This window comes from Acidocella sp. (genome assembly GCF_035535915.1).
Lineage (GTDB): Bacteria > Pseudomonadota > Alphaproteobacteria > Acetobacterales > Acetobacteraceae > Acidocella.
Genome location: NZ_DATLPB010000113.1, coordinates 1 through 5,290 on the forward strand (window position 1 = coordinate 1; position 5,290 = coordinate 5,290).

Annotated in this window: 4 protein-coding genes; all 4 read right to left on the reverse strand. The window is 65.4% G+C overall.

What is annotated here, in order from left to right; translation table 11 throughout:
- Window positions 1-195: 195 nt before the first annotated feature.
- Window positions 196-2,109 carry an ATP-dependent zinc metalloprotease FtsH gene (gene ftsH, locus VNC39_RS15165; protein ID WP_325400489.1) on the reverse strand — a complete coding sequence of 638 codons (1,914 nt, stop codon included), beginning with the start codon at window positions 2,107-2,109 and terminating at the stop codon, window positions 196-198.
- A gap of 113 nt (window positions 2,110-2,222) precedes the next feature.
- A complete protein-coding gene (gene tilS, locus VNC39_RS15170) occupies window positions 2,223-3,392 on the reverse strand; it encodes a tRNA lysidine(34) synthetase TilS (protein ID WP_325400490.1) in 1,170 nt (389 codons plus the stop codon).
- Window positions 3,393-3,431: 39 nt separating this feature from the next.
- Window positions 3,432-4,316 (reverse strand): tetratricopeptide repeat protein, encoded by an 885-nt coding sequence (locus VNC39_RS15175; protein WP_325400491.1) that lies wholly within the window; start codon window positions 4,314-4,316, stop codon window positions 3,432-3,434.
- A gap of 140 nt (window positions 4,317-4,456) precedes the next feature.
- Complete coding sequence (locus tag VNC39_RS15180; RefSeq protein WP_325400492.1) at window positions 4,457-4,954, reverse strand: OmpA family protein; 498 nt, start codon at window positions 4,952-4,954, stop codon at window positions 4,457-4,459.
- Window positions 4,955-5,290: the final 336 nt, after the last annotated feature.

Genomic DNA, 5,290 nt, shown 5'->3' on the forward strand with positions numbered 1-5,290 from the left:
ACTCAGCCAGACGATCTTGCTGTTTTTCCGTTAAACGACAGTACCTTAGGTCCATAAAACCATCCTAGATCCGCTCAGGATCTGGGACAGCCCCAAAGTTTTTGCGCCGCTTTTTTTAAAAAGCGGCTGCTTTCTTCCTCCCTAAAACAAAACGGCGCCCGAGGGCGCCGTTTTTATTTGCGAGGTAATCCGACCTTAAGCCGGCACCGGCCCGAGGCCGCCCGGCAGGTCCGGGCGCGGCGCGGAGGTTGGCACCGAGGCGCGGCTTCTGTCGGCGGCGGGCTCATCGACCACCTTGCGGATGATCTTTTCGCCGCGCAGCACCTGCTGGATTTCATCGCCGGAGAGCGTCTCATATTCCAGCAGGCCTTTGGCCAGGGCTTCCAGATCTTCCCTTCGTTCGGTCAGGATCCGCTTGGCCTCGGCATAAGCGTGGTCGATCACGGCCTTGATCTCGGTGTCGATCTCGCGGGCGGTGGCTTCGGACACGTTCTTGTTCTGCGTCACCGAATGGCCGAGGAACACTTCCTGGCCGTTATCGCCGTAGGAAATCATGCCGAGTTTCTCTGACATGCCCCATTCGGTGATCATGCGGCGGGTGGTGTCGGTCGCCATCTTGATGTCGCCGGACGCCCCGTTGGAGACCTTGTCCGGGCCGAACACGAGCTCTTCAGCGGCGCGGCCGCCCATGGCCATGATCAACTGCTGCAACAGCTTGGCCTTGCTGGTGGAATAACGGTCGCCCTCGGGCAGCGACATCACCATGCCCAGCGCGCGACCGCGCGGGATGATGGTGGCTTTGTGCACCGGGTCGCATTCCGGCAGGGTGATCGAGCAGATCGCGTGGCCGCCTTCGTGATAGGCGGTCATGCGCTTCTCGTCGTCGGACATGACCAGCGAGCGGCGTTCCGCGCCCATCATCACCTTGTCCTTGGCGTGCTCGAATTCGGCCATGGCGACCACGCGCTTGCCGATGCGGGCTGCATGCAGCGCCGCTTCGTTGACCAGGTTGGCGAGGTCCGCGCCGGAGAAGCCCGGCGTGCCGCGGGCGATGGTCTTCGGGTCCACATCGGACGCCAAAGGCACTTTGCGCATATGCACCTTGAGGATCTTCTCGCGGCCCATCACGTCCGGGTTCGGCACCACGACCTGCCGGTCGAAGCGGCCGGGGCGCAGCAAAGCCGGGTCCAGCACGTCCGGACGGTTGGTGGCGGCGATGAGGATCACGCCCTCATTGCTTTCGAACCCGTCCATCTCGACGAGCATCTGGTTCAGGGTCTGCTCGCGCTCGTCATTGCCGCCGCCGAGGCCGGCGCCGCGATGGCGGCCGACCGCGTCGATTTCATCGATGAAAATGATGCAGGGCGCATTCTTCTTGCCTTGCTCGAACATGTCGCGCACGCGCGAGGCGCCGACGCCGACGAACATTTCCACGAAGTCCGAGCCGGAAATGGTGAAGAACGGCACATTCGCCTCACCCGCGATGGCGCGGGCCAGCAGCGTCTTGCCGGTGCCGGGCGGGCCGACCAGCAAGCAGCCTTTGGGAATCTTGCCGCCGAGGCGCTGGAACTTCTGCGGGTCGCGGAGGAATTCCACGATTTCCTGCAGCTCGCTCTTGGCCTCGTCGATGCCGGCGACATCCTCGAACGTGATGCGGCCCTGCTTCTCGGTCAGCAGGCGGGCGCGGGACTTGCCGAAGCCCATCGCGCGGCCGCCGCCGGACTGCATCTGCCGCATGAAGAAGATCCACACGCCGATCAGCAGCAGCATCGGCGCCCAGGAGATCAGCACCTTGAGGAAGGGATTCATCGTATCCCCTTCAGGCCTGGCCTCGACATGCACGTTCGCGGCGACCAGCTGGCCAACCAGCGACGGATCATCCGGCGTGTAGGTCTCGAAGTTCTTGCCGTCCTTGGTGGTGCCGGTGATGTCATGACCGGAAATCGTGACATCCTGAACCTGGCCGCTCTTCACCTCCCCCAGGAAGCTGGAATAGGCCACCGGCGTCGCGTTGGGAGTCGTGGTCGACGGCTGAAAAACGTTGAACAGCACGACCAGGAACAATGCCACAACAACCCAGAGGGCAATATTTCGACCAAGATTATTCATCTAGCCCTATCCAATTCTTTCAATACAGACGCCACCACAGGTTTGCGGCTTGGAACCGTTTATGATGTAGGCATTCTGCACTGATTTCCCAAGACAGTACAAATTAATTGCCGTCAGCTATAGAATGGGAGGGATGTCACAGGAGCAGGCGACAAAAATCGCGCCGGCACCGGAAACACTTGCAACACGTCGTCGGGTGCGCGCAGGCACGGCATGGTGCGCAACACCAGCGTCGGCAATCCGTTGAATTTCCGGAACCGCGCAGCATCCGCTCCGAGCGCGCCGAACCGGCTGCCGGGCGCGGGCACCATGTCCAGCCGGAAACGCCGGTCCCAGATCACGCTTGCGCGAGCCGCGACCGGCGGCGCGCATGCGGCGGGCTCGCGGCAGAGCAGCCAGCCCGGCCCCAGCCGGCCGGCCGGCACGATGCGCACGCCGCCCAGCGTGGCCGGGCGCAGCCTGTGCGCCAGCGCCGCCACCGAAGCCTGGGCCGGTTTGTGCGTTTCGCCGCCGATGGTCCGCAGCAGCGCCGCGAGGGCGGCAGGCGGGGCGGCAGGCGCGTCGAGCACAGCGAATCCTTCGGGCCGGAACGAGGCAACCACCGCGAGAAAGCCGGCAGCCTCGATCTCCCGCGCCCGTCGCGCCGCCGCCGCCGCCTCGGTGGCCACGGGCGCGGCGCCGTCCTGACGAAACCGGACGCGCTCGAAGCGGCGCGAGAGGTTTGACGGGTCCTCGACCCATTCCATTCCCCGCGCGCGCAGATAGGCACGCAGCTCTTCCGGCATCAGCCCGAGCAGCGGCCGAAGCAAAACCACATCATCACGGGCGGACCAGGCGGGCATGCCTTCGGCGCCCCCGGCGCCGCGCGCCGCGCGCATTGCCACCGTTTCCGCCTGATCGCCTTCATGGTGGCCGAGCAACAGATGCGGCCGGCCGGCCGCGCGCGCGGCCAGGCCGAGCGCTTCATAACGCGCCGCGCGGGCCCGCTCCTGCAGGCCCGGCCCCTGGTGCAACCCGGAAACGGTGAGGATTTGGCTGGCAATGCCGCAGGCTTGCAGGCGCGCGGCGACGAGCGCCGCCTCCGCCGCCGAATTCAGCCGCAAGCCGTGGTCGACGATCAGCGCCAAAACGTCGCCGCCTTGCGCCGCCGCCCAGCCCTGGGCCAGCAAGGCCAAAGCGGAGCTGTCTGCGCCGCCGGACACCGCCACGCTCAGGCGCGGCACGGCGGTAAACGGGCCGAGCCGCGCCATCGAAACGGCAAAAGCGTCCGGCAGGGATGTCACCGGCTCAACGCCGGCGCGGTGAGGCCGCGGGTCGGGCGCTCAGGAACAACGCGCCAGATGCCGCACGGCATCGACCCGCGTATTCATGTCCTGGGGAAGCGTGGGGAACTGGCTGGCCAGCGAGGCCAGCGTCTGGCAGGCCGCCTCGTTCTGGTGGATCACCGCCAGCGACCGAGCCAGGCCCAGCAGGGAGGCCGGCGCCTCCGAACCCGCGCGGTTGAGGTTGTAAGTGTTGTCGTAAGCGATGGCCGCGTCTTGCGGCCGCCCTTGCGCCGCCAGCGACTGCGCCAGCAGGAATTGCGCATGATAGGCTTCCGGGCTGGAAGCGGCATGGGCGAGGATGGCGCGGGATGCGGCCTCGGCGCCGGTAAAATTATGCTGCTCGTAATCTTGCTGCGCTGTGTGCAGCAGCGCACGCGGCGAGGCCGGAGCGGCAGGATGCGGCGGGTTGCTCGGCGGGGGCGGCGCCTGCAGGGCGGCGTCGTGTGCCGGTGCCGCACCGGGAACCGGGGGCTGGCCGGGCTGCGCCTGCCCACCCTGCCCGTTCGACATCTGGAATTTCAGATCGCCGATTTCCTGCTCGGTCTGGGCATGCTGGGTGTTGACCTGGTTTTGCAGCGTGTCGATGTCGCCGTGCAGCTTGTCCATTTCCGCCTGCAACTGGTTCACCTGGTTCAGCAGCGACGCGACCATGCCGCCGTCAGGCGCCGCGCCGGACGAAGGCGGCGGCACAGCCTGCCCGCCGCCCAGGGCCGACCCGCCATTACCGCCGCCGCTGTTCTGCAATTGCTGCACCTGCTGCTGCAGTTGCAGAATTTGATTTTCCAGCGCGATGCCCTCCTGGCTCTGCACGATCGGCTGAGCATGAACGGCAACGGGCAGCAGGGCGGCGAAAGCGGCGACGGCGACAATATTGGGGCGCATGCAAGGATCCAGATGCTCGGACGGAATTGACGCGGTTATATCCCTTTGACGGGCAAAAACAAAACCGGCGGCGCCTCATCTTTCGAAGCGCCGCCGGCCTGTAGGGTACGCGCCGGCTTCAAGCCGGCGCGTAGGAAACGTTAGTGGCAGTTCTGCGGGTTGAAGCCCTGCACCGAGGTGATCGCGTTGCGGTTCTGCTGGTAGGCCGCTTCGTCATTGCCGGCGGCAACCGGGCAGTTCTTGCCGTAGGAGATCGTCTGGATGCGCGAGGGCGCCACGCCCTGGGCAACCAGATAGTCGCGGGCGCGGTTGGCGCGGCGCTGACCGAGGGCCAGGTTGTAGGTCTCGGTGCCGCGCTCGTCGGCGTTGCCGGCCACGAGGACGTTCGCGTTCGGGTACTTCTTGAGCCAGTCGGCCTGACGGCCGAGGGTGGCATCGGCGTCGCTGCTCAGGGTGGATTCATTGAACGCGTAGAACACGCGGTCTCCGACGTTCGCCACCAGATCCTGCTCGCTGCCCGGCGCCGCGCCAGTGCTTGCCATACCAGCGCCCGTGGCCGTGGTGCTCGTGGTCGGGGTGGAGGAGCAGGCTGCCAGCAGGGCCAGGCCGGCAAAAGCGCCCATTGCTTTGAATTTCATAGTAAAACCGATCCCTGTCCGTGATGGTGATGGTGAGGTCAACTTAGTTGCGCAACCACTATGATAACGCTTCCTTGCCGGCCATACTCTGCCCGGACCAGGGGGGTCAAGGAGCGCATCACGCTCAATGCCACGTCAATTGAGGTATTTAAGTGATTGTATTCGTTTTATACGTAACTGTTGAGATTCAGTAACACCCCTCGCCGCTGCCGCCCGGCTTTGTTATGCCGCGCCCTACGACGCTTGACATTTCCTCATTGAAACTGTCTGCCCTCCCCGGGGCGCATTCCGCCGCCGGCCGGCAACGACCGGCATAGCGCTTGATGGACCGTTCTT